The following is a 22,043-nucleotide window of genomic DNA, read 5'->3' on the forward strand; positions in this document are numbered from 1 at the left end:
GTGAGTTCGATAGGACCGACTGCCGACGCGGGTGACGACACGGCCGGCCGGGCCGGGGGCGGCGCGAGGGCACCGCGGGTCGGTGCGGTCTCCGTGCGGCGTTCCGGCACCGTCCTCGCCCTGGTGGCCCTGGCCGCGCTGATCCCCCTGCTCGGGCCGCCCGTCGTGCTGCGCGGCACCGGCGAGGCCGCCGCGCCCGGAGCGGGCGGGATCGCGCTGCTGCGGACGGTCCTGTTCGCCGCGGTGTGCGTGTCGGCCGGCGAGGTCTTCGTCGCCCGGCTGGCCCGCCGGGTGCCCGGCGCCCCGCACGAGGACGTGCCGCGCGGCTGGGCCCCGGCCGCGGCCGCCGCCGGTTTCGTCGCCGCGCTCGGCCTCGCCTCGGTGGTCGCCACCGGGAACCTGGTGCCGCGCAGCCTCGCCGACATGGACATCGGCGGCCTCTACCAGTCCAGGGACGGCGCGCTCGCGCTCCTGGAGGTCAACGCGTTCGTCGTGCTGGGCCTGTGCGCCCTCTCGCGCCGTCCGGTCACCCAGGTGTGGCCGCTCGCCGCGATCGCCGTCGCGGAGGCACTGCGCGCGCATCCGGTGACCGAGCGGAGTCCGCTGGTCGGCTCCGGCCTGACGCTCGTTCATGTGACCTGCGCGGTGCTGTGGGCGGGCGGGCTGCTGTACGTACTGCGCACGATGCTCCGCTGGCGGCACACCGCTCCAGGAGAGGGTGCCGCGTTGTTGGGCCTCTACGCGCGCGTGGCGGCCGTCCTGCTCGCCGCGATCACCGCGACGGGGGTGTGGAGCACCCTGCGCCGGATGCCGCCCGGCACGGTCCTGGACCAGCTGACCACGACGGCGTACGGGCGCACCCTGGTGGCGAAGGTGCTCCTCGTGGTCGCCGTCGCCGTCCTGGCGCTGTGGGCGCGCCGCCGGCTGCACCGGGCGGCCGACCCGCTCACGGCCTACTCCCCCGCGCGCGCCGAGGTGGTGGTGCTGGGCCTGGTGGTGGCGGTCTCGGCCCTGCTCACGGCGGTGCCGGTGCCGATCCGCTGGTGACCGTGCGGTCCGCCGCCGGGTCCTGTCGGTCCGCGAGCACGCCCCGGACCAGCAGGGACTGCGCCGCGAGATAGGTCAGCATGATCCACAGGTCGGGTCGTGGGAGCTGCGGCCAGTCGGCGACACCGGTCGCGATGAGGGTGTCCGACAGCATGAACAGGGCGCCCCCGGCGGCCGCGACGGGACCGAGCCGGGTGGCGCGGTACGCCATCGCGGTCAGCAGCAGGCTGTAGGCGGCGACGGGGACGCGCAGCCCGGCGGGCAGCCCCGGCCACAGGAGTGTGACGGTGGCGACGAGGGCGAGGGCGTACGCGGCGGCCGTGCGGCGGTCCACGCGCGTGCGGGGAGCCGCTTCCCCGGCCCCGGCCCGCCGCCCGAAGAGCAGGAGGTAGCACACGTGGCCCGCCGCGAAGGACGCCATCCCGGCGAGGAACGCCGGTTCGGCGTCAAGGAGGAGCAGGACGTCACCGCCCCACCCGCAGAGCAGCGCACCGACGAGGAGCCCGGGGCCGCCGCGCAGGTACGCGTGGGCGGCGAGCAGCGGCATCAGCAGCGGCTTGGCCAGTGTGTGCCCGGTGTCGTGGCCGACGGCCAGGGAGACCAGGTCCACGACGCCCACCACGACGAAGGCGATGAGCGCCGCGCGCGCGTGGCGTGGGTTCACGCGGCGGGTTCCGTGACCGGTGTCTCCGGGGAGGCGGCCGGCCGTGCGGGTGCCGATGCCGGCGTCGGTGCCGGTGTCGCGGGCTGCCAGCCCGGTCCTCCGAACACCCGCCCGGCCCGCTCGCGCCAGCTCTCCGCGGTTCGCAGGTCCCTGACGATGGCGGCGTACTCGTGGGTGGCGACCCGGAGTGGGTTGTAGGTGTCGATGTTCTTGGTCAGTCCGTACACCGGCCGGTCCGTCTCCGGGACGAAGGAACCGAAGAGCCGGTCCCAGACGATCAGGATGCCGCCGAAGTTCCGGTCCAGGTAGCCGCCCTGGGAGGCGTGGTGGACCCGGTGGTGCGAGGGCGTGTTGAGGACGGACTCGATGGGCCGGGGCAGCTTGTCGATGCGTTCGGTGTGGATCCAGAACTGGTACACGAGGCTCGCGGACGAGCAGAACGCGAGCGCCGCCGGATGGACGCCGAGGGCGATGAGGGGCACGTAGAAGGGCCATACGGTCCAGGTCGTCCAGGGCTGCCGCAGCGCGGTGGTGAGGTTGAACTTCTCGCTGGAGTGGTGGACGACGTGACAGGCCCACAGGATGCGGATCACATGGTGTCCGCGGTGCGACCAGTAGTAGAAGAAGTCCTGGGCCAGCAGCATCAGCGGCACGGTCCACCACAGGACGGGCACGCGCAGTGGTGTCAGCTCGTACATGGCCGTGTAGACCGCGAGGATCGGGATCTTCCACAGGAAGTCGAACGCCATGCTGCCGAGGCCCATGCCGACGCTCGTGGCGGCGTCCTTCGTCTCGTACCCCGCGGCGTCCTCGTCCGGGTGGATCCGGACGCTCACCATCTCCACGACGGTGAGCAGCACGAAGGCGGGTATCGACCACAGCACGACGTCGGGCAGGTTCGGCATGGGTGCACCGTAGGACCGTCAGGCCGGCCACGGCTAGACGTTGTTACCCACAAGTATTACCGGGGGCGCGCGCACCGGATCCGTCGCGGTTCACAGTGACCGCGAACGACCGCACGCCCAGGGGGAGTTTCGAACGAACTCCGCACCCGCCCGGCGAAGGCACTGGTGACAGGTGTGCCGGCGGCGGCTCGTGACGGACAGTCGGACGTCCGGCCCTTCCCGGGTGCCGACTCCGGGGACAGGACTGTCAGTCGCGCCCCTTATCCTCAGTGACCATGCTCGAAGACCGTCAGACCGCACCGTCCGCCGCCCCGTGGCCGGCCGCCTATCCACAGGGATACGCGGTCGTCGACGTGGAGACCACCGGACTGGCCCGCGACGACCGCATAGTGTCGGCCGCGGTCTACCGGCTGGACGCGCGCGGCGAGGTCGAGGACCACTGGTACACGCTGGTCAACCCGGAGCGGGACCCGGGCCCGGTGTGGATCCACGGGCTGACGAGCGACGTGCTCGAAGGGGCGCCCCTGTTCCCGGACATCGCCGAGGAGTTCGCGTCCCGGCTGGAGGGCCGCGTGCTCGTGGCGCACAACGCGGTCTTCGACTGGTCGATGATCGCCCGGGAGTACGCGCGCGCCCGGCGCGAGGTGCCGGTCCGTCAGCGGCTGTGCACCATCGCGCTGTCGAAGGAACTGCGCCTGCCGCTGGCCAACCACAAGCTGGAGTCGCTGGCCGCGCACTTCGGCGTCGTGCAGCAGCGCGCGCACCACGCGCTGGACGACGCGCGCGTGCTCGCCGAGGCGTTCCGCCCCAGTCTGCTGGCCGCCGCGCGTGACGGCGTACGGCTTCCCCTGCTGGAGTGCCTGCCGCTGACGGAGTGGACGGACCGCGCGACGCCGCGCATCGGGCGGCAGGCCGGCCCCGCGTCCGGTGGCTACCCGTCGGGGAGTTGGCGGCCCTCGCGCAAGCGTCCCGCCTGCCCGTACCCGAACCCGGGCCGGTACGAGCCGGGCAAGCAGCTCAAACAGGGCATGCGTATCGCGTTCTCCGGGGACACCTCGATCGAGCGCGACCTCCTGGAGGACCGCGCCGTCGAGGCCGGGCTGCATGTCGCGACGAGCCTGTCCCGGCTGACCAGCCTGCTCGTCACGAACGACCCGGACTCCGGTACGTCCAAGGTGGTCAAGGCGCGCCAGTTCGGCACCCCGGTCGTCGACGAGGCGGCCTTCGGACAGCTCCTCGGCAATGTGGAGCCGGCTTCGCCGCGGTGACCGTACGGACGGGTGATTGCCGGGCGACTCGCCCGGAGCCCGCTCGCCCGGGCGGCGGTGACGGCCCACCCTGTGGCGCATGGCGACATGTGAGGTTTGCGGCAACAGTTACGGAATGACCTTCGAGGTGCACGCGCAGGGGGCGGTGCACGTCTTCGACTGCTTCTCCTGCGCGATCCACCGCATGGCACCCCTGTGCGAGCACTGCCGCGTCCAGATCATCGGACAGGGCGTCGAGGTCGAGGGGCACTGGTACTGCGGCGCCCACTGCGCCCGGGCGGAGGGAAAGGTGGGGATCATCGACAGGGTCTGACCCGGTACCCGACCGAACGCACCCCACGCCCCGGTTGTACGGTCGTGGGGTGTACCGCTTCCTGTTGTCCCGGCAGTGGGTGATCCTCACCCTCATCACGCTCGCGCTCATCCCGACGATGATCGAGCTGGGCTTCTGGCAGCTGCACCGGCACGAGCACAAGGTCGCCCTGAACCGGGTGATCTCCGACTCCCTGGCCGCGAAGCCGGTCCCCGCCGAGTCGCTCACCGGGCCGGGCCGGAAGGTCGCGCACCAGGACCTGTACCGCAGGGTGACCGCGACGGGCACCTTCGACACCGGCGACGAGGTCGTGGTGCGCCGCCGCACCAACTCCGACGAGGAGGTCGGCTTCCACGTACTGACCCCGTTCGTCCTGAAGGACGGACGCGTCCTGCTCGTCAACCGCGGCTGGATCCCGGCGGCCGGCGCGCAGACCGAGTTCCCGAAGATCCCCGCGCCGGCGAAGGGCGAGCTCACCGTCACCGGCCGGCTGATGGCCGACGAGACGACCGCCGACAGCGGCATCAAGGACGTCCGGGGCCTGCCGGACCGCATGGTCATGCTGATCAACAGCGAGCAGCAGGCGAAGGCCCTCGGCAAGCGGGTCCTCGGCGGCTATGTCGCGCTGACCGCGCCGGAACCGAAGGGCGACACGCCCGAACTGATCGCCGAGCCCGACCACAGCGGCATCGGCCCCCACATGGCGTACGCGATCCAGTGGTGGCTCTTCGCCGCGGGCGTCCCCGTGGGCTGGGCGGTCCTGGTCCGCCGCGAACACCGGGACCGCCAGGAGACCGCCGACACGGAGCCCACCCCAACAGAACCAGCCACGGTCTGAGCCCCGCGACACCCCCGGCCCCATAAGGGGCGCGAGGAACTGCGCGCCCAGCCACACCCCACCCGCACCCGACACACAGGCCCCCGGCCCACCCCCCAGGGGCGCGGGGAACTGCGCGACAAGCCCCCGCCGGCCCGCACACGCCCCTCGCCCCCGACCCCCTCAGGGGCGCGGGGAACTGCGCAACCAGCCCCAACCGCCCCGCCCCCACCCCACACCCCGCCCGGCAAGGGCAAACGCAGCCGGCAGAACAATCCCCCGGGATTGATCGCCGGATGCCAAGGGAAAGCGGCACACGTGCACCCATCCATCGAGGACTACGCCCTGATCGGCGATCACCAGACCGCCGCCCTGGTCGGCCGGAACGGTTCGATCGACTGGCTCTGCCTGCCCCGCTTCGACTCGGCGGCATGCTTCGCGAAACTGCTCGGGGAAGAGGGCAACGGACACTGGCGGATGGCGCCGAAGGGTGCGGGCACCTGCACGCGCCGCGCGTACCGCCCCGACACGCTCGTGCTCGACACGGAGTGGGACACCGAGGAGGGCTCCATACGGGTCACCGACCTGATGCCGCAGCGCGACCGCGCACCCGATGTCGTCCGGATCGTCGAGGGCCTCAAGGGCCGGGTGACCGTCCGCAGCACCCTGCGGCTGCGCTTCGACTACGGCTCGGTCATCCCCTGGGTCCGCAGGTCGGACGGCCACCGGGTGGCCGTGGCGGGCCCGGACTCGGTGTGGCTGCGCAGCGAACCCGAGGTGCACAGCTGGGGTGAGGACTTCGGGACGCACGCGGAGTTCACGGTCGCCGAGGGCGAGCGGGTCGCCTTCGTCCTGACCTGGCACCCCTCGCACGAGCCGCGCCCCGAGCTCGTCGACCCCTTCGAGGCGCTCACCCACAGCGTCGAGGACTGGCAGGCATGGGCGGCCCGCTGCCGTTACGACGGGCCGCACCGCGACGCGGTCGTGCGTTCCCTGATCACCCTCAAGGCCCTCACGTACGCGCCGAGCGGCGGTATCGTCGCCGCCCCCACGACCTCGCTGCCCGAGGAGATCGGCGGTGTCCGCAACTGGGACTACCGCTACTGCTGGCTGCGCGACTCCACCCTCACCCTGGGCGCGCTGCTCGCGTGCGGCTACCAGGAGGAGGCGGAGGCATGGCGCAACTGGCTGCTGCGCGCCGTCGCGGGCGATCCGGCGGACCTGCAGATCATGTACGGCCTGGCGGGCGAGCGGCGGATCCCCGAGTACGAGCTGCCGTGGCTGCCCGGCTTCCGCGGCTCGGCGCCGGTGCGGATCGGCAACGACGCCGTACAGCAGTTGCAGCTCGACGTGTACGGCGAGGTGATCGACTCGCTCACGCTGGCGCAACACGCGGGACTGCCGGCCGAACCGGACATGTGGCGGCTGCACCAGGCCCTGATGGACTTCCTGCACTCGGCGTGGCGCAAGCCGGACGAGGGGCTGTGGGAGGTGCGAGGGCAGCGCCGGCACTTCGTGCACTCGAAGCTGATGACCTGGGTGGCCGCCGACCGCACGGTGCGCACCCTGGAGGAGAACCCCGAGCTGGACGGCGACGTCGACAAGTGGCGCGCGATGCGCGACGAGGTGCACCGCGAGGTGTGCGAGCGCGGCTACGACCCGGAGCGGAACACGTTCACGCAGTCCTACGGCTCCCGTGAACTGGACGCCGCCCTGCTGCTCATCCCCCGCCTCGGCTTCCTGCCGCCGGACGATCCACGGGTGGTCGGCACGGTCGACGCGGTGCGCGCGGAACTCGTTCGCGACGGTTTCGTCCACCGGTACGACGCGGCCCCCGACGGGGCCGGCCCGGAACGGTCGGCTCGCGCGAACGCGAACGCGAACGCGGACGCGGCCGGTCCGGAGGCGCGCGGCTCCGGTCTGGAGGAGGTCGACGGGCTGCCCGGCGGGGAGGGGGCGTTCCTCGTCTGCTCGTTCTGGCTCGCGGACGCGCTGCACCTGACAGGCCGTACGGACGAGGCCCTCGACCTGTTCGAGCGGCTCGTCGCGCTCAGCAACGACGTGGGGCTGCTGGCGGAGGAGTACGACCCGGTGGCCGGGCACCAGCTCGGCAACTTCCCGCAGGCGTTCAGTCACATCGGTCTGGTGGGGACCGCCCTCGCGCTGTTCGACGGTGCGGGAAAGGCTGGAGTGCCCGATGCGGACGAGGCGGGCGACGGGGCAGGATAGGAACCATGGATCTTGGACTGAAGGACCGCGTCTACGTCGTCACCGGAGCAACGCGCGGCCTGGGTCACGCCTCCGCGCGTGAACTCGTGGGCGACGGCGCGAAGGTCGTCATCACCGGGCGCGACGAGAAGACGGTGGGCGAGGCCGCGGCGGCGCTCGGCCCGAACGCGCGCGGTGTCGCCGTGGACAACGCCGACGCCGCGGCGCCGGCGACTCTGATCGCGGCCGCCCGCGAGCACTTCGGCGGCTTCGACGGCATCCTGATCAGCGTGGGCGGCCCGGCCCCGGGCTCCGTCGCCGACAACACGGACGAGCAGTGGCGGTCGGCGTTCGACTCCGTCTTCCTCGGCGCGGTCCGGCTGGCCCGCGCGGCCGCCGCCGAACTGGGCGAGGGCGGGGTCATCGGTTTCGTGCTCTCCGGGTCGGTGCACGAGCCGATCGCGGGGCTGACCATCTCCAACGGTCTGCGGCCCGGGCTCGCCGGGTTCGCGAAGTCGCTCTCCGACGAGGTCGGGCCGCGGGGGATCCGGGTGGTCGGGGTGCTGCCGGCGCGGATCGACACCGACCGCGTGCGCGAGCTGGACGGCTATGCGGCTGATCCTGCCGCCGCGCGGGCTGCCAACGAGGCGCGGATTCCGTTGCGGCGGTATGGGACGCCGGAGGAGTTCGGGCGGACTGCGGCGTTCCTGTTGTCGCCTGCGGCCTCTTATCTGACCGGGGTCATGGTGCCCGTCGACGGGGGTGCGCGGCGCGGCTTCTGAACGCGGTTCCGTTCCGCGGGGTTCGGTTCGGAGCGGACTGGCTGTCCTGTGTCTGCGGGCCGGTGGGGGCTGGTCGCGCAGTTCCCCGCGCCCCTGAAAAGCGAGGCCGGTCGGACCGGGTGCGCGGTTGCCCGTGCCCTTGACGAGCGGGCCGGCGGGGGCTGGTCGCGCAGTTCCCCGCGCCCCTCAAGAGCGAGGCCGGTCGGACCGGGTGCGCAGTCGCCCGTACCCCTGAACGAGCCTGCGCCCCTGAAAAGCAAGGCCGGTGTGCGGGTGTGGCTCAAGTGACCCGTTCCGGGGCGTGTTTGGCTCCTCTTAGGTGTACCTCCGTCGGGAGGGACGCCAGGCCGGCCGAGTCCCTCGCGTGGGTCAGTGACTCCGCTGCCAGGCGGTCGAGGGTGTCGCCGGGAACGGCGTGCGGTTCCAGCACCAGGCGGACCCGCGCCTCCGGAGCCCCGCGCCGACCGGTGAGTGCCGCCCGCGCACCCCGCACTCCGTCCAACGCGCCCGCCTCCTCGGCCAGTACGCCCTCCAGGGCCTGCCCCCGCAGCAGCGCGCCCTCGCCGTCGCCGGTGTCGACCAGCACCTCGGCGAGCCGGCGCCTCCGCAGGACCGCCGCCAGCCACCCCAGGGCGAGCAGCACGGCGGCCGCGAGTACGGCGATGACGGCCGGCCACCACCAGCGGTCGTCCCGCCACCGCGTCCGGTCGGCGTCGCTCAGCAGCACGTCGTGCCGCCCGTCGTGGATCCACCACGAGGGCGGGTCCACACCGAGACCGACGGCGAGCACCGAACCGCCGAGCACGAGCAGGCACAGGCCCGCGAGACCCAGCAGGACGCGGTTCACGGTCTTCAGCACGGCGCTCACCCCTTCCGGCCCGGCCGGGCGACGTGCACCGACAGCGAGGGCCGCCGGGCCAGGCCGAGCCCCCTGACGCCGTCGGCGAGCGCGGCGTCCAGGTCGGCCCGTACGTCGTCGAGTTCACGGAAGTGCGAGACCGCGCGGACGTCCGCCTTCCTGCGCTTCATCCGGATCCGGACCGACTGCACGCCGGACACCTCCATGGCCCGGTCGCGGAGCACCTGGGCGGCGGCGTCCCGGTGCAGTCCGGCCCGTACGTCGGGGTGGGGGCGCCGCATCGGCAGGACGTCGCGCAGTCCCGGGGTCGCGGCGAGGACGAGCAGCCACAGACCCAGGGCCGCCGCGACCCCGGCGCCGACGAGCACCCAGGTGTCGTCGAGGGGCCGCTCGGCGAGTTCACGGGCCAGGGACCCGCGCCAGTGCAGGGCGGGCCGGTCGATGCGCACGGCGACGACGTCGTACAGCAGGAGACCCGCCGCGGCCAGGACCAGCAGCGCGAGGACCGCCGCGGGGACCCTGCGGGCCGACCAGAACCGGCCGCTGCCGTCCTCGGCGTCGTCGAGGGTCGGCAGCGCCGTGTACTCCGTGGCGGAGGCGGACCGGCCGGGTTCGCCCTCGGCGGTCCTGTCGATGACGGGCAGGTGTCGGGTGCTGTCCAAGCCCTGGGGCTCGCTCATTGCGTCCTCCCCTGTACCGCGCCGCGCGGCTGAACGAAGTGCAGCCGCTCCACCCGGACGGCCACCTCGGGTACTTTCATCCCCGCCAACGCCTCTACCCGCTGGGCGACTTGGCGACGCACGGCACCGCACCGGCCGCCGATGTCGCAGGGGTAGCCGAGTTCGACGCCGACCCGGACGCGGGCCACGTCGTGGTGCACGACGACCGTGGCGTGCGGGGGCGCCGCGTCGGGGGGCAGCGCGTCGAGCGCCTCGCGCGCCGCCTGCCCGGCGATCTTCGCGACGACCCGGTCGGCGATCCTGGTGGCACCGCGCCCGCCGGGCGCGACGACGCGGGGGGAACGGGCGGGCCGGACGTCGCCGTCGGTTCCGGCGGGCTCATCGGACACGTGCGTCACCGCCGGCGGTCGTCGCGGCTGCCGCGGGAGCGGAAGAAGTCACCGGGATCAAGGTCCCCTTCCAGGAAGCGGCCCACCACGAACCCGATGGCGCCCAGCGCCGCCACCAGGAGGAAGGCGCCGAACCCGCCGAAGTACCCGGCGAATCCCAGCGCCATTCCGGCGATCATGCCGATCACGGCCATGCTCATGGTGCGCTCCTCAACACATCACTCGGCGGGTCGCTCCACATGCCCGGACGGGCATCGGTGCGGCGTGCGGCGTCACTGGAGCCGGCTCTCCGGTTCCTCGTCCTCTTCCTCCGGCAGCTTGACGTCGCTGACCGCGATGTTGACCTCGACGACCTCGAGACCCGTCATGCGCTCGACGGCCGCGATGACGTTCTCCCGTACGTCACTGGCGACGTCGGCGATGGACACGCCGTACTCGACGACGATCTCCAGGTCGAGTGCGGTCTGCACCTCACCGACCTCGGCCTTGACGCCACGGGTGACGGACTTCGTGCCACCGCCCGGTACCCGGTCGCGCACGGCGCCGAAGGTCCGCGAGATCCCGCTGCCCATGGCGTGCACGCCGACGACGTCGCGGGCGGCGAGCCCGGCGATCTTCTCGACGACTCCGTCCGCGATGGTGGTTCGCCCCCGGCTCGACGGATCGCCGCCGCCACGTCTGGACGCACCGGGTTTCCGGAGCTGCTGCTGGTCCGGCCGCTCGGCCTCGGGGCTCTCCGGCCGCTTCCGCTCGGTCATGTCACTCATCGCCGTACATCCCTTTCGGTTGGCCTCTTCGCCCACATTAAGGCGGGTTGCCGGGTCGCGCGCCGGGGATGCGGCAGGGTGGGACGATGACAGCGGACCGATGGACGCAGGCGGTACGGCAACAGCTCGGCCTCGGCAGGCTGCTGCCGTTGGGCGGTTCGGGTGACGGGGCATGGATCACGGAGGCGGCGGCCGTCCGGGTGCTGCGCCGCGCGGTACGCCAGGTGCCGTACGTGCGCCTGGGCGCTGTGCGCCTGTCTCTCGTCGACCCGGACGGCGCGTCCGAGCCGGTCGTCCCGGCACCGCCGAGCGCCCTTCGGCCGGGCCCGCTGCGCATCACCGCGGAGTTCGCGGCCACGCCCACCGAGCCCCTGCCCGCGACCGCGTCCCGCGTACGCGACGCCCTCGCCTCGGCCGCGGCGCACCGACTGGGCCTGGACGTCACAGAGGTGGACCTACGGGTGACGGGCCTGCTGGAGGAGGGCCCGCCGCCACCGGAACCGGACCCGGCGGAGGCCGACGCCGTACCCTCCGCCGAGCCGCACACGTCACCCGACACGGCGGACGAGTCGCGCGCGAGCGCCGCCGCCCTCTCCGTCCCGGGCGTGACGGCCCTGAGCCGCCCGCCGCGGGTCGAGGAACGCCACACCGACGCGGCCCTCCCCCACCGCCACGTCCGCGTGGAGATCGAGGTGGCCGAAACGGCCGACCGCACACTGGACGTGACAAGAGCCGTCCGCGCAACGGTCACCAAGTCCCTCCCCGACCACCCGACGACAGCGGTCCTGGTGACAGCGATCACCCCGCTCCCCTAGGGCTCGCAGCCCCCGGCCCGCAGCCCCCAGGTCGCCCCGCAGGGGCGCGGGGAACTGCGCGACCAGCCACAACGAACCCGCACCCGGCAGCCGGACCTAGTCGGAGACCCCCGCAAGATCCCGCAGCCGCCGCGCCTGAGCCCCCCGCTCAGCGACCCGCTGCTCCTCATACGTACGGCCGACCGCCCCCTGCAACAGCCCCTTGGTCTCGATCAGCGCATCCCGCGGCGCGGCCAGCAGCGCCGCGGCCAGCTCCCCCACCGTGTCGTCGAGCTGAGCGACGGGCACGGCGATATTGGCGAGCCCACTGCGCTGCGCCTCCTCCGCCTGCACGAACCGCCCCGTCGCGCAGATCTCCAGCGCCCGCGCATACCCGACGAGCCCCACCAGCGGATGCGTACCCGTGAGGTCGGGAACGAGCCCGAGCCCGGTCTCGCGCATGGCGAACTGCACGTCGTCGGCGACGACGCGCAGGTCACAGGCGAGGGCGAGCTGGAAGCCGGCCCCGATGGCATGCCCTTGCACGGCGGCGATGGACACGATGTCGCTCCGCCGCCACCAGGTGAATCCCTCCTGGTACTCGGCGATGGCCGCGTCGAGTTCGGCGTCGGAACCACGCGCGAGGTCGATGAACGACGGCTCGCCGTCGAACCCCTCGGGCGTGAACGCCTGCCGGTCGAGCCCCGCGGAGAAGGACTTGCCCTCGGCACGCAGCACGACGACACGGACGGTGCCCGGCAGGAGACGGCCCGCCTCGGCCAGCGCCCGCCACAGAGCGGGGCTCTGCGCGTTGCGCTTGGCCGGATTGGTGAGCGTCACCGTGGCGATCGCGTCGTCGACGGTGAGCCGTACGCCGTCCTTGTCGAGCAGCGGGTCGAACGAAGCCATGGGGCGCCTCCGATGGGTGCGGTCAGAGCGGGTGCCGTAGGGGCACACCCTTAAGTGACTGCACAGTAACCACCCGGGCGGTCAAGGGACCGACCGGGTGGCCACCATCGAGAACGAGTAGCCGCCCGGCGTCAGCCCGACGCGGACTTCTTGCCCCGCGTCGCTCCGCCACGCCCACGGAGCGTGACACCCGACTCGCTGAGCATCCGGTGCACGAAGCCATACGAGCGGCCGGTCTCCTCGGCCAGCGCTCGGATGCTCGCACCGGAGTCGTACTTCTTCTTCAGGTCTGCCGCGAGCTTGTCGCGCGCGGCGCCGGTTACCCGGCTGCCCTTCTTCAGAGTCTCGGCCACCCGTGCCTCCTCAGCGGAAGTGCGCTCTGGACTTCTCATGATCACCCCTCATGAGCGTCCTGGCCACCCATTCGGCAAGGTCGATGGGACGAGCTTGTGCCGCGCAGGCCCGTCACCACGAGCGGAATCATGAATTCCATCCACCGCCCGCCGGTACGGCCGAACGAGTTCGCGGATGAAGTTCCAGGTCAGCGACGCGCCGCGGCCAGCCCTCCGGGGACTAGGGGCCGGGCCGCGAAATCGATGTAGGACACACCTCGGTACGAGGAGATCTCACACAGATGATGGATCACGGATCGGCCGAATGATCCATACGAAGTGGATCAGTCAAACGATCAAGTACCCGGATCGCCGGAATCGCTCAGGCGAGGGCCACCAGGTCCGCGTAGTCGGCCCCCCACAGGTCCTCGACGCCGTCGGGCAGCAGGATGATCCGCTCGGGCTGGAGCGCCTCGACGGCTCCCTCGTCGTGGGTGACGAGGACGACCGCGCCCTTGTAGGTGCGCAGCGCGCCGAGGATCTCCTCACGGCTGGCGGGGTCTAGGTTGTTCGTCGGCTCGTCGAGGAGGAGGACGTTCGCGGACGAGACGACGAGGGTGGCGAGCGCGAGGCGGGTCTTCTCACCACCGGAGAGGACACCGGCCGGCTTGTCGACGTCGTCACCGGAGAACAGGAACGAGCCGAGCGTCTTGCGCACCTCGACGAGATCCAGGTCGGGGGCGGCGGAGCGCATGTTCTCCAGGACCGTGCGCCCCGGGTCGAGTGTCTCGTGCTCCTGCGCGTAGTAGCCGAGCTTGAGGCCGTGGCCCTCGATGACCTGGCCGGTGTCGGGCTTCTCGGCGCCGCCGAGGAGACGCAGCAGGGTGGTCTTGCCGGCGCCGTTCAGGCCGAGGATGACGACGCGTGAGCCCTTGTCGATGGCGAGGTCGACGTCGGTGAAGATCTCCAGGGAGCCGTACGACTTGGACAGGCCCTCGGCCATCAGCGGGGTCTTGCCGCACGGGGACGGGTCGGGGAAGCGCAGCTTGGCGACCTTGTCGGACTTCCGCTCGGCCTCCAGGCCGGCGAGGAGTTTGTCCGCGCGCTTGGCCATGTTCTGCGCGGCGACGGTCTTGGTGGCCTTCGCGCGCATCTTGTCGGCCTGCGTGTGCAGGGCGGCGGCCTTCTTCTCGGCGTTCTGCCGCTCGCGCTTGCGGCGCTTCTCGTCGGCCTCGCGCTGCTGCTGGTAGAGCTTCCAGCCCATGTTGTAGACGTCGATCTGGGCGCGGTTGGCGTCCAGGTAGAACACCTTGTTGACGACGGTCTCCACGAGGTCGACGTCGTGGGAGATCACGATGAAGCCGCCGCGGTACGTCTTCAGGTAGTCGCGCAGCCAGACGATCGAGTCGGCGTCGAGGTGGTTCGTGGGCTCGTCGAGGAGCAGGGTGTCGGCGTCCGAGAAGAGGATGCGGGCCAGCTCGATACGGCGGCGCTGACCGCCGGAGAGCGTGTGGAGGGGCTGGCCGAGCACCCGGTCGGGCAGGTTGAGCGCGGCGGCGATGGTGGCGGCCTCCGCCTCGGCGGCGTATCCGCCCTTGGTGAGGAACTCCGTCTCCTGGCGCTCGTACTGGCGCATCGCCTTGTCGCGGGTGGCGCCCGAGCCGTTCGCGATGCGCTGTTCGTTCTCGCGCATCTTGCGGATCAGGGTGTCAAGACCGCGCGCGGACAGGACGCGGTCGCGGGCCAGCATGTCGAGGTCGCCGGTGCGCGGGTCCTGCGGGAGGTAGCCGACCTCGCCGGAACGGGCGACGGTGCCGGCGGCGGGGGTGCCCTCACCGGCGAGGACCTTGGTGAGCGTGGTCTTGCCGGCGCCGTTGCGGCCGACCAGACCGATGCGGTCGCCCTTGGTGATGCGGAAGGTGGCGGACTCGATGAGGACGCGGGCACCGGCACGCAGCTCGATACCGGAGGCGGAGATCACGGACGGGCTCCTGGGCAGGGTTGACGACGGGGTGGGTGGTTGCGGACGTTCACGCCGTCTAATGCACGAGGAGAATGGCCATGCGGCCCAGTCTAACGGGGCGATGCAACCACTTTTTCTGTGTGCGGGCGTTCGGGAGGGTGCCGCCGCCCGGCCCACGGCGGCGACCGGCAGGGCGTTGTCGGTGCCGGGTGCGAGACTGTGGGACAGGTCACATTCAGTCGATGTTCCGGCAGTGGGGCGGGACCGTGGGACCAGAGGGAGTGATGGGCATGGCAGGCACGGACAGCGGACGCCCGAGCATCTGCCCGACGCTGCTGTACGCGGACGCGCCGTCCGCGATCAAGCAGCTCACGGAGGCTTTCGGCTTCACCGAGGCGTCGGTGTACGAGGACGAGGACGGCAAGGTGGTGCACGCCGAGCTGGTGCAGGGCAACGGCGCGGTGATGCTGGGCTCCAAGGGCACCGGCAGCCGGTTCGACGAGGCCATGAAGAACGCGGGACCCACCGGGGTGTACGTCGTCGTGGACGACGTGGACGCGCATCACCAGCGGGCGGTCGACCACGGGGCGGAGATCCTGATGCCTCCGACGGACCAGGACTACGGATCGCGGGACTACATGGCCCGGGACGTCGAGGGCAACATCTGGAGCTTCGGCACGTACGCCCCGGAGACCAGAGTCTGACCCGTACCGCGTGGACCTGCCCCGTCCGCGCCGTCCCGGTCCACGCCCTCCCGGCCTGCTCCCTCCGAAGCGGTCCGCCGGGACCGCCGGGGCTACGACCCTCGGCCGTGCGGCCGTGTGGCTGTCTAGTGCGCTCCGGTGTGGACCTGGAAGGCGGCGCGGCGGACGGCCTTGGCGAGGGCCGGGTCGGGGTGGGCGGCGGCCAGCGCGACCAGGACCTGCACGGTGCGGGGATGGCCGACCGCCCGTACCTCGTCGAGGAGCTGGGGGACGGTCGGCTGCACCGCGGACTCCAGGTGCCGTACGAGGAGGGGGGCTTCGCCGTGGTCGGCGACGGCGGCGGCGGTGTCGACCCACAGCCAGGTGGCCTCCTCGCGGGTGAGCACCAGGTGGGCGTCCTCGGGGTCGTGCCCGTCGTGCTCGGCGAGCCACAGCAGGGCGTACGGGCGCAGGGGCGTCTCGTCGGCCACCGCGCGGACGTCCGGCTCGGCGGGGGCGCCGACCACGCGCAGCGCCTCGAAGGCGAGGCCGCGCAGCAGGGCGTCCTCGCCGCGGGCGGCGGCGAGGAGTTCGGTGACGGCGCTGCCGACGGGGCGGGCGGCGAGCCAGGCGCGGTACTCGGCGCGGGCCGCGTTGGGCCGGAGCTGGGCGCAGCCGCGGAGCATGTCCTCGGCGCCCTGCTCGATGTTCCCGGCGGGGCTCTGCGCGGCCACGCAGATCTGCTCCAGCTTGACCCAGACCGCCCAGCTGCCGAGCGGGGTGAGCGTGGCCTGGCCGTCGCCGCAGGTGAGGGCGCCGACTGCGGCCAGGGCGTGCAGCGCCCAGTCGAGCAGGGGGGCGAGGGGGGTGCCCTCGGGGCTGGGCTCGGACACCGGTTCGGGCTGCGGCCCGTAGGGGATCTCGCAGCGTTCGGTGCGCAGTTCGGTGACGCGCTGCTCCAGCAGGTCGAGGAGCTGCGGGACGGGCACGGGTCCCGCGGAGAGCTGGAGGAAGGAGAGGACCTGCGGCATCGCCGAGACGACCTCGGCGACGGCGGCGGGCTCGTGTCCGTCGGGGCCGGGATGGGCGATCGACCAGGCGTCGAAGAAGGCGACCCAGCCGCGCAGTACGGCGCTGTCGTCGCGGTGCCAGGCGCGCAGCCGCCAGCCGGGGCGGGCGGTGCCGCCGTGCACCTCGACGAGACCCGCGAGCCGGGCGACGTCCCAGTCCGCCCGCACCTGATCCGGGGTCAGGCCGAGGTCGTCGGCCGCGCGTTCGGCGCTCTCGTCGGAGAGTGCGCCTTTGCTCCCGGACCCGGAACCGCCGTCGGGATCCGCGGTGTCACGGTCCCGCCCCGGGCTCAGCGCGGTGTCGGCCCAGCGGGCGACCCGGGCCGCGCCGGCGAGTACGGCGCGCGCCATGCGGGCGAGTTCCGCCGGTGCCGGTGTGCCCTCGGGTGGGCGGGGTGCGGATCGACGGGCGGGCCTCTGGGTCATCGCTCGGGGGGCGGCGGCCAGGGTTCGCGGGCGGACGAGTCGGAGCCTGGAGTCGCGCGGGATACGGGACGTCACGGGGGCAGTCTTCCGGTTGACGGTCCGAAAACCCAAACGGAATGCCTCACGGGCCCCCGAGGGCACCCGCCTGACCGGCCCCGGCAGGCGCCCCGGAAGGGTGCCCGCCCGCTGGTACAGGGTTAAACGGAAGCTCCGGGCCCGGAGCCTCGGGTGGCTACATCAGCGGGGTGAGAAAGCGCCGGAGGGCCTCTTCGTAACCGGCCGGGTCGGCGTTCCACATGGCGCCGTGCGGGGCGCCGTGGACCGTGTGCAGGGTGACGAGGTCGGGGCGGCGCAGCGCGAGGCGGCGTGAGGGCCCCCAGGGGGCGACGGTGTCGTCGGGGCCGTGCAGGACGAGGGCCGGCACCCTGAGCCGCGCCGGGTCGGTGGTGCCCGCCACGCGGTCGCCGCCCAGGCCCGTCCGGCCCTGGGCGGCGCGGACGGCCAGCGGCAGCAGGGCGCTGGGCGTGCGGCGGGCCGTGGCGAGGGCGCGCAGGGTGGTCTCCCAGTCGAGGACCGGCGAGTCCAGCACGAGCCCGGAGATCCGGTCGCGCAGCGCGGAGTGCTCGGCGGCGCGCAGCGCCATGGTGGCGCCGGTGGACCAGCCGTGCAGGATGACGCGTTCGGCGCCGTGGCGCACGGCGAAGCGGATGGCCGCGTCCAGGTCGCGCCACTCGCTCTCGCCGAGGTGGCTGAGGCCGTCCGCGGGGCGGGGCGCGCCGGCGTCGCCGCGGTAGGCGAGGCCGAGGACGGGGAACTGCTGGGCGTGCAGGTACTCCATGACGTTCATGGGGTGTTCGCGGGTGGTGCCGAGGCCGTGCACGGTGATCACCCAGGTGTCGCGGTCGGCGGGCACGAACCAGGCGGGCAGGGCGCCCAGTTCGCCGGGGACGTCCACGTCGGCGTGGTCGAGGCCCAGGGCGGCCCCCGGGTCGCCGAGGTGCAGGCCGGGGACGAGGTGGACCTTGTCGCCGGGTTCCAGGGTGCCGTGGGTGACGCGCTCCAGGCGGCGTACGACCGTGTCCGCGCTGTGCGGGGCGGCGGTCAGGGGCGGGCCGACCACGGCGTGGCCGCCGTCGCCGCCGCTCAGGCCGTAGACGCCCGGGCGCCGGGAGGCGAGGGCGCGGGTCAGGGCGACCTGGCCCGCGGCCGTGGCGTGCACGGTGAGGCGGGGTTCCGTGGGCAGGGGGCGGCCCGGCGGCGCCTTCAGGGCGGCGTCACTGGCGAGGCGGCCGGCTGCGATGCCGGCCGCGCCCGCTACGGCCACGGTCAGGGCGGTGGTGAGGGCTGCGGTCGTCGGCTTCAGCACGGGTCCAGTCTCCTGACGGAGTTCGCAGTCGGCCAGTGGAGGGGCGACGGAGACGGCACGGGGGCCCCGGGGGTGGATCCTGCGCCGCCGCGCGGGCGCGTCCGGCCGGTCGGTGTCATGGCCGCCGTCACTGCCGGCGTCACGGGCGAGGTCACGGACGCCGTCACTGTGGGCGTCACGGCTGGCCGTACCCCTTGAGGCGCTGTCCCACCTGAGCCACCTGGTCCTCGGTCAGGAGGGTGGGCGTGCGGCCCGGGACGGACGACGCGGTGAGCCACACACGGCACATCCATTCGAGCTGGGCCGTGCGGTCGTATGCCTGGTCGAGGGTGTCGCCGTGAGCGAGGGTGCCGTGGTTCTGGAGGAGGCAGGCCGTGCGGTCCCGCAGGGCCAGGAGCATGTTCTCGGCCAACTTCTCCGTGCCGTAGGTGGCGTAGGGGGCCACGCGGACGGGGCCGCCGAGGGCGGCCGCCATGTAGTGGACGAGGGGCAGCTCGGTGACGAGGGTCGAGACGGCGGTGGCGTGCACGGCGTGCGTGTGGACGACGGCGTGCGCGCCGGTGGAACGGTAGACGGCGAGATGCATGGGCAGTTCGCTCGTCGGAACGAGTGAACCGAGCACGCGCCGGCCGTCGAGGGAGACCCCGCAGAGATCGTCGGGCGTCAGCCGGTCGTAGGGGACCCCGGTCGGTGTGACCAGGACGGTGTCGCCGACCCGCACGGACACGTTGCCGGACGTGCCGACGACCAGGCCGTCGGCGACCGTCCTGCGGGCGGTCGCCACGAGGTCGTCCCACGCCTGTCGCAGCGCCTGCGCCGGCCGGGGCGCGCCCGGCTCCCCCGCGTCCCGTCCGTCTCCCGTGTCCCGCCGCTGCTCAGCCATGCGGTGATCCTGCCAGCCGCCGTCCCCGCTCCGACGCCACTCCGTCCCTGCTCCGTCCGGGTGGGGGCACTGTAGGGCGGAACCCGCAGGTCCGAAAGGTCGTGAACAGGGATCAATCAGTCAGCACGGGTGATTGACCGGCGGACGACGCGTCGCCAGGGATCTTCCAGTAGCCTCTGGGAGATTTTCGTGCATGTCGCCATTCCGGGGGGAAATATGGCTCGTGGTAGCAAACCGTCCCGTCGGCGCGCCCGCCTCGTCGCCGCTTCCATGGCGACGCTGGCGCTCGGCGGGACCGCCCTCCTCGAGGTGCCGGCCTCGGCGGCCGGCAAGCCGAAGGGGCACGACGTGTCCTCGCACCAGAAGAACGTGAACTGGTCGGGCGCGAAGAACAAGGGCGCCAGGTTCGTCTATGTGAAGGCGACCGAGTCGCACACGTACCGCAATCCGTACTTCGCCCAGCAGTACGACGGCGCGCGCGGCGCGGGCATCATCCGCGGCGCGTACCACTTCGCCCTGCCGCACAAGTCGTCCGGTACGGAACAGGCCGCCCACTTCCTGCGCAACGGAGGGGGCTGGCGGCCGGACGGCTGGACGCTGCCGCCCGCGCTGGACATCGAGTACAACCCGTACGACGAGAAGAGGAAGTGCTACGGGCTGAGCAAGGGCGCGATGGTCGGCTGGATCAGGGCGTTCAGCGCCGAGGTGAAGCGGCAGACCGGCCGGCGGCCCGTCATCTACACCAACCACGACTGGTGGAAGACGTGCACGGGTGACAGCGCGGCCTTCGGCTCGAACCATCCGCTGTGGCTGGCCCGCTACAGCGCGTCCGCGGGGTCGCTGCCGCCCGGCTGGAGCTTCTGGACCTTCTGGCAGTACGACGACAGCGGCAGCCTGCCGGGTGACCAGAATCTCTTCAACGGCTCCCTGTCTCAGCTGCGGAGCTTCGCAAGGGGGTAGTGGACCCTCGAATTCCGCCTCTGTTCGATGACGCGGGCCGTCACTTCGACACAAGCGGAAGGGCGGCACCGCGATCGAGTCACCCCACCGCCCTACTCAGTTCACTTTCCGTTCATCCAGGTTGCCTACGTTCCATCTGCCACTGACGTCCAACAGAAGCCTGGGTAAATGGAACACATCACGCTCCTCCTCGGAATCGTGATCGTCACCGCTCTCGTGTTCGATTTCACGAACGGTTTCCACGACACTGCCAACGCGATGGCGACGACCATCTCGACCGGCGCTCTCAAGCCCAAGACGGCGGTGGCCATGTCCGCCGTGCTGAACCTCGTCGGTGCGTTCCTCTCCGTGGAGGTCGCCAAGACGATCTCCGGCGGCATCATCAACGAAGAGGGCATCCGCACCGAAGTGATCTTCGCGGCGCTCGTCGGCGCCATTCTGTGGAATCTGCTGACCTGGCTCCTGGGTCTGCCGTCCAGTTCCTCCCACGCGCTCTTCGGCGGCCTGATCGGCGCCGCGGTGATGTCGGCTGGCTGGTCGTCGGTGAACGGCTCGACCGTGATCACCAAGGTGCTCATCCCCGCGGTCGCCGCGCCCCTGGTGGCCGGTCTCGCCGCGATGCTCGCCACCCGGCTGACGTACCGGATCAGCAACCGGGCCGGTGAGCAGGCGACCTCGAAGGGCTACCGCGCGGGCCAGATCACCTCCGCGGGCCTGGTCTCGCTGGCCCACGGCACGAACGACGCGCAGAAGACCATGGGCATCATCACCCTGGCCCTGGTCACCGGCGGTGTGCTCGCGCCCGGGTCGAACCCGCCCCTGTGGGTCATCGTCTCGGCCGGTGTCGCCATCGCCCTCGGCACCTACCTGGGCGGCTGGCGCATCATCCGCACCATGGGCAGGGGTCTCACCGACCTCGCGCCGCCGCAGGGCTTCGCCGCCCAGACCAGCGCCGCGACGGTCATCCTGGCCTCCTCGCACCTCGGCTTCTCCCTCTCCACCACCCAGTCCTGCTCCGGCGCCGTGATGGGTTCGGGGCTCGGCCGCAAGGGCGGTGTGGTCCGCTGGTCGACCGCGACGCGCATGTTCGTCGCCTGGGGCCTCACGCTGCCCGCCGCCGGACTGGTGGGCGCGGGCGCCGAGTTCCTCACCCAGCAGGGCACCTGGGGCATCGTCCTGACCGGCGCGTTGCTGATCGCCGGCTCCGGGGTCATCTGGACGCTGTCCCGCCGTCAGCCCGTCACCGTCGACAACGTCAACGACGAGCCCGTGCCCGCCGGCGTCGTGACGGCCGCGATCGCCGCCGTCACCCCGCCCCCCGCGGGCCCGGTCACCACCGCGGCCACGGCGACCGCGCCCGACGACCTGATGACGACCATCCCGGGCCCGGACGCCGAGCCGGCCCGTCCGGCCACGGTGTAAGGAACGAACCACATGAAGATCGACTGGGCAGCCCTCGGCTCCGTGTTCGGAGTCAGCCTCATCGCCACCGTCGCCCTCGTGGGCCTCTTCACCCTCGGCATCGTCGGCCTCTCCAAGCGCGAGACGGCCACCGCCCAGGGCGGCTCGGCGGCCCTCGCGGTCACCGGCGCGTACGCCTGCTTCGCGGCCTGCGCGGCAGCCGTGGCCTACGGCATCTACCTGATCGTGGCCTGACGCCCGCAGCGCGTCCGTCCGGCCCCCGCAGTACGTCCGTTCAGTACGGGACGGCCCCGCCGACCACTCGGTCGGCGGGGCCGTCCCGTGTTCCATGTGGGCCTCAGCACACTCTCCCTTCGCAGGTCAACAGCAAGTTGACGGGTGTTCTCGGGGCGTGGTGGACTGCCGGGGCCATGTACGACGGCAGGAGAGGAAGCCGGTGTGAATCCGGCGCGGTCCCGCCACTGTGACCGGGGAATCCCTTCCCCGGGAGTCAGGAACTCTCGTCGTCGGTCTCGTCGAACCAGGGCGTGGACACC

At 72.5% G+C, this 22,043-nt stretch carries 24 protein-coding genes and 1 riboswitch; of the genes, 11 read left to right on the top strand and 13 right to left on the bottom strand.

Annotated elements, in window-relative coordinates; translation table 11 throughout:
* A complete protein-coding gene (locus ACFYXC_RS22265) occupies positions 1-1,047 on the top strand; it encodes a CopD family protein (RefSeq protein ID WP_389553770.1) in 1,047 nt (348 codons plus the stop codon).
* Here ACFYXC_RS22265 and ACFYXC_RS22270 read toward each other — a convergent pair.
* Together ACFYXC_RS22270 and ACFYXC_RS22275 are read right to left on the bottom strand one after the other, a co-directional pair.
* Positions 1,016-1,711, bottom strand: coding sequence for a lysoplasmalogenase (locus tag ACFYXC_RS22270; RefSeq protein ID WP_389553771.1), 696 nt, complete (start codon positions 1,709-1,711; stop codon positions 1,016-1,018). The genes ACFYXC_RS22265 and ACFYXC_RS22270 overlap by 32 nt on opposite strands.
* Positions 1,708-2,616 carry a sterol desaturase family protein gene (locus ACFYXC_RS22275; RefSeq protein ID WP_389553772.1) on the bottom strand — a complete coding sequence of 303 codons (909 nt, stop codon included), beginning with the start codon at positions 2,614-2,616 and terminating at the stop codon, positions 1,708-1,710. Before ACFYXC_RS22275 ends, ACFYXC_RS22270 begins: the two co-directional genes overlap by 4 nt.
* A gap of 275 nt (positions 2,617-2,891) precedes the next feature.
* Between ACFYXC_RS22275 and ACFYXC_RS22280 the strand changes: the two genes are divergently transcribed.
* From ACFYXC_RS22280 to ACFYXC_RS22300, 5 genes are all read left to right on the top strand, one after another.
* Positions 2,892-3,884 (top strand): DEDDh family exonuclease, encoded by a 993-nt coding sequence (locus ACFYXC_RS22280; RefSeq protein WP_389553773.1) that lies wholly within the window; start codon positions 2,892-2,894, stop codon positions 3,882-3,884.
* A gap of 79 nt (positions 3,885-3,963) precedes the next feature.
* Entirely contained in the window at positions 3,964-4,197 is a 234-nt protein-coding gene (locus ACFYXC_RS22285) for a hypothetical protein (protein WP_079103534.1), read from the top strand.
* Positions 4,198-4,246: 49 nt separating this feature from the next.
* Positions 4,247-5,035: an SURF1 family protein gene (locus ACFYXC_RS22290; RefSeq protein WP_389553774.1), complete on the top strand. Its 789-nt coding sequence runs from the start codon at positions 4,247-4,249 to the stop codon at positions 5,033-5,035.
* Between the two features lie 297 nt (positions 5,036-5,332).
* Positions 5,333-7,243 carry a glycoside hydrolase family 15 protein gene (locus tag ACFYXC_RS22295; RefSeq protein WP_389553775.1) on the top strand — a complete coding sequence of 637 codons (1,911 nt, stop codon included), beginning with the start codon at positions 5,333-5,335 and terminating at the stop codon, positions 7,241-7,243.
* Positions 7,244-7,248: 5 nt separating this feature from the next.
* Entirely contained in the window at positions 7,249-8,004 is a 756-nt protein-coding gene (locus ACFYXC_RS22300; protein WP_389553776.1) for an SDR family oxidoreductase, read from the top strand.
* A 280-nt stretch (positions 8,005-8,284) separates the two neighbouring features.
* On the opposite strand, the gene amaP is transcribed toward ACFYXC_RS22300, so the two are convergent.
* From amaP to ACFYXC_RS22325, 5 genes are all read right to left on the bottom strand, one after another.
* Positions 8,285-8,863, bottom strand: coding sequence for an alkaline shock response membrane anchor protein AmaP (gene amaP, locus ACFYXC_RS22305; RefSeq protein WP_388915457.1), 579 nt, complete (start codon positions 8,861-8,863; stop codon positions 8,285-8,287).
* 5 nt (positions 8,864-8,868) lie between these two features.
* The gene (locus ACFYXC_RS22310) at positions 8,869-9,543 is read right to left on the bottom strand and encodes a DUF6286 domain-containing protein (protein WP_389553777.1); all 675 of its coding nucleotides are present in this window, start codon (positions 9,541-9,543) and stop codon (positions 8,869-8,871) included.
* Positions 9,540-9,932, bottom strand: a complete 393-nt coding sequence (locus ACFYXC_RS22315) for an Asp23/Gls24 family envelope stress response protein (protein ID WP_388915451.1) — start codon at positions 9,930-9,932, stop codon at positions 9,540-9,542. Before ACFYXC_RS22315 ends, ACFYXC_RS22310 begins: the two co-directional genes overlap by 4 nt.
* 5 nt (positions 9,933-9,937) lie before the next feature.
* The gene (locus ACFYXC_RS22320) at positions 9,938-10,132 is read right to left on the bottom strand and encodes a hypothetical protein (RefSeq protein ID WP_267025688.1); all 195 of its coding nucleotides are present in this window, start codon (positions 10,130-10,132) and stop codon (positions 9,938-9,940) included.
* 72 nt (positions 10,133-10,204) lie between these two features.
* Positions 10,205-10,699 carry an Asp23/Gls24 family envelope stress response protein gene (locus ACFYXC_RS22325; RefSeq protein ID WP_388915447.1) on the bottom strand — a complete coding sequence of 165 codons (495 nt, stop codon included), beginning with the start codon at positions 10,697-10,699 and terminating at the stop codon, positions 10,205-10,207.
* An 86-nt stretch (positions 10,700-10,785) separates the two neighbouring features.
* Here ACFYXC_RS22325 and ACFYXC_RS22330 point away from each other — a divergent pair, with 86 nt between their 5' ends.
* Positions 10,786-11,514, top strand: a complete 729-nt coding sequence (locus ACFYXC_RS22330) for a nucleopolyhedrovirus P10 family protein (protein WP_389553778.1) — start codon at positions 10,786-10,788, stop codon at positions 11,512-11,514.
* A gap of 96 nt (positions 11,515-11,610) precedes the next feature.
* Here the strand turns inward: ACFYXC_RS22330 and ACFYXC_RS22335 are convergent, their stop codons facing one another.
* The 3 genes from ACFYXC_RS22335 to ACFYXC_RS22345 form a co-directional block, all read right to left on the bottom strand.
* The gene (locus ACFYXC_RS22335) at positions 11,611-12,402 is read right to left on the bottom strand and encodes an enoyl-CoA hydratase/isomerase family protein (protein ID WP_389553779.1); all 792 of its coding nucleotides are present in this window, start codon (positions 12,400-12,402) and stop codon (positions 11,611-11,613) included.
* Positions 12,403-12,533: 131 nt separating this feature from the next.
* The gene (locus ACFYXC_RS22340) at positions 12,534-12,755 is read right to left on the bottom strand and encodes a helix-turn-helix domain-containing protein (protein ID WP_055513143.1); all 222 of its coding nucleotides are present in this window, start codon (positions 12,753-12,755) and stop codon (positions 12,534-12,536) included.
* Positions 12,756-13,116: 361 nt separating this feature from the next.
* Positions 13,117-14,715, bottom strand: coding sequence for an ABC-F family ATP-binding cassette domain-containing protein (locus tag ACFYXC_RS22345; protein WP_388915438.1), 1,599 nt, complete (start codon positions 14,713-14,715; stop codon positions 13,117-13,119).
* A 272-nt stretch (positions 14,716-14,987) separates the two neighbouring features.
* Between ACFYXC_RS22345 and ACFYXC_RS22350 the strand changes: the two genes are divergently transcribed.
* On the top strand, positions 14,988-15,401 hold the full coding sequence (locus tag ACFYXC_RS22350) for a VOC family protein (protein WP_388915435.1): 414 nt from the start codon (positions 14,988-14,990) through the stop codon (positions 15,399-15,401).
* Positions 15,402-15,526: 125 nt separating this feature from the next.
* On the opposite strand, the gene ACFYXC_RS22355 is transcribed toward ACFYXC_RS22350, so the two are convergent.
* The 3 genes from ACFYXC_RS22355 to ACFYXC_RS22365 form a co-directional block, all read right to left on the bottom strand.
* Complete coding sequence (locus tag ACFYXC_RS22355; RefSeq protein WP_389553780.1) at positions 15,527-16,951, bottom strand: hypothetical protein; 1,425 nt, start codon at positions 16,949-16,951, stop codon at positions 15,527-15,529.
* 157 nt (positions 16,952-17,108) lie between these two features.
* Complete coding sequence (locus ACFYXC_RS22360) at positions 17,109-18,242, bottom strand: alpha/beta hydrolase family protein (protein WP_389553781.1); 1,134 nt, start codon at positions 18,240-18,242, stop codon at positions 17,109-17,111.
* A gap of 175 nt (positions 18,243-18,417) precedes the next feature.
* Positions 18,418-19,125 carry a class II aldolase/adducin family protein gene (locus ACFYXC_RS22365; protein ID WP_389553782.1) on the bottom strand — a complete coding sequence of 236 codons (708 nt, stop codon included), beginning with the start codon at positions 19,123-19,125 and terminating at the stop codon, positions 18,418-18,420.
* A 216-nt stretch (positions 19,126-19,341) separates the two neighbouring features.
* On the opposite strand from ACFYXC_RS22365, the gene ACFYXC_RS22370 reads away from it, so the two are divergent.
* The 3 genes from ACFYXC_RS22370 to ACFYXC_RS22380 all read left to right on the top strand — a co-directional run bounded on the left by ACFYXC_RS22370 (position 19,342) and on the right by ACFYXC_RS22380 (position 21,741).
* Positions 19,342-20,085 (top strand): lysozyme, encoded by a 744-nt coding sequence (locus tag ACFYXC_RS22370; protein ID WP_389553783.1) that lies wholly within the window; start codon positions 19,342-19,344, stop codon positions 20,083-20,085.
* Positions 20,086-20,253: 168 nt separating this feature from the next.
* Complete coding sequence (locus ACFYXC_RS22375; protein WP_389553784.1) at positions 20,254-21,507, top strand: anion permease; 1,254 nt, start codon at positions 20,254-20,256, stop codon at positions 21,505-21,507.
* 12 nt (positions 21,508-21,519) lie between these two features.
* Positions 21,520-21,741: a hypothetical protein gene (locus ACFYXC_RS22380; RefSeq protein ID WP_389553785.1), complete on the top strand. Its 222-nt coding sequence runs from the start codon at positions 21,520-21,522 to the stop codon at positions 21,739-21,741.
* A 152-nt stretch (positions 21,742-21,893) separates the two neighbouring features.
* A riboswitch (cobalamin riboswitch) is annotated at positions 21,894-22,027 on the top strand.
* The last annotated feature ends 16 nt before the right edge of the window (positions 22,028-22,043 follow it).

Origin of the sequence: Streptomyces sp. NPDC002701 (assembly GCF_042889045.1) — a bacterium.
Lineage (GTDB): Bacteria > Actinomycetota > Actinomycetes > Streptomycetales > Streptomycetaceae > Streptomyces.

Bases quoted from the DNA above. Each gene is read 5' to 3' on its own strand.
- ACFYXC_RS22325 (WP_388915447.1), bottom strand. From the start codon at position 10,699: ATGAGTGACATGACCGAGCGGAAGCGGCCGGAGAGCCCCGAGGCCGAG.
- ACFYXC_RS22300 (WP_389553776.1), top strand. From the start codon at position 7,249: ATGGATCTTGGACTGAAGGACCGCGTCTACGTCGTCACCGGAGCAACG.
- ACFYXC_RS22285 (WP_079103534.1), top strand. From the start codon at position 3,964: ATGGCGACATGTGAGGTTTGCGGCAACAGTTACGGAATGACCTTCGAG.
- ACFYXC_RS22370 (WP_389553783.1), top strand. From the start codon at position 19,342: ATGGCTCGTGGTAGCAAACCGTCCCGTCGGCGCGCCCGCCTCGTCGCC.
- ACFYXC_RS22320 (WP_267025688.1), bottom strand. From the start codon at position 10,132: ATGAGCATGGCCGTGATCGGCATGATCGCCGGAATGGCGCTGGGATTC.
- ACFYXC_RS22280 (WP_389553773.1), top strand. From the start codon at position 2,892: ATGCTCGAAGACCGTCAGACCGCACCGTCCGCCGCCCCGTGGCCGGCC.
- ACFYXC_RS22350 (WP_388915435.1), top strand. From the start codon at position 14,988: ATGGCAGGCACGGACAGCGGACGCCCGAGCATCTGCCCGACGCTGCTG.
- ACFYXC_RS22365 (WP_389553782.1), bottom strand. From the start codon at position 19,125: ATGGCTGAGCAGCGGCGGGACACGGGAGACGGACGGGACGCGGGGGAG.
- ACFYXC_RS22335 (WP_389553779.1), bottom strand. From the start codon at position 12,402: ATGGCTTCGTTCGACCCGCTGCTCGACAAGGACGGCGTACGGCTCACC.
- ACFYXC_RS22275 (WP_389553772.1), bottom strand. From the start codon at position 2,616: ATGCCGAACCTGCCCGACGTCGTGCTGTGGTCGATACCCGCCTTCGTG.
- ACFYXC_RS22380 (WP_389553785.1), top strand. From the start codon at position 21,520: ATGAAGATCGACTGGGCAGCCCTCGGCTCCGTGTTCGGAGTCAGCCTC.
- ACFYXC_RS22310 (WP_389553777.1), bottom strand. From the start codon at position 9,543: ATGAGCGAGCCCCAGGGCTTGGACAGCACCCGACACCTGCCCGTCATC.
- ACFYXC_RS22375 (WP_389553784.1), top strand. From the start codon at position 20,254: ATGGAACACATCACGCTCCTCCTCGGAATCGTGATCGTCACCGCTCTC.
- ACFYXC_RS22330 (WP_389553778.1), top strand. From the start codon at position 10,786: ATGACAGCGGACCGATGGACGCAGGCGGTACGGCAACAGCTCGGCCTC.